Origin of the sequence: Zoogloea oryzae, from assembly GCF_030161255.1 — a bacterium.
Lineage (GTDB): Bacteria > Pseudomonadota > Gammaproteobacteria > Burkholderiales > Rhodocyclaceae > Zoogloea > Zoogloea oryzae.
Genome location: NZ_BSPX01000198.1, coordinates 1 through 291, shown reverse-complemented (window position 1 = coordinate 291; position 291 = coordinate 1). Strand labels below are relative to the sequence as shown.

At 66.0% G+C, this 291-nt stretch carries 1 pseudogene; it reads left to right on the top strand.

Annotated elements, in window-relative coordinates:
* Positions 1 to 262: pseudogene (locus QQK25_RS22995) on the top strand (IS21 family transposase); the annotation flags it as partial.
* Positions 263 to 291: the final 29 nt, after the last annotated feature.

Below are 291 nucleotides of genomic sequence, written 5' to 3'. Positions count from 1 at the left end.
ACAGGCGATCGAGCAGGTTGGAGTGACGCCACAGCCGGCATCGCCGCTCACCCAGGATCATCCGCTGATCCGTACCCCCGCGGAATACGGCGACCTCTTCAGCCGCGCTGTGCGGCGCGACGCCGACGACAATGGTCGGCAGGCCGAGGCTCACGACGATCACGCCACGGCAATCCGCGCTCGTGTCCCCTGCGCAACCCCGGCCAACTCCGGCGCCACGAGCGCTCCCGCTGCACCTTCTCACCTTAAACTGGAGACCTAGCCACATGATGACCATGCCGGAAATTGAGC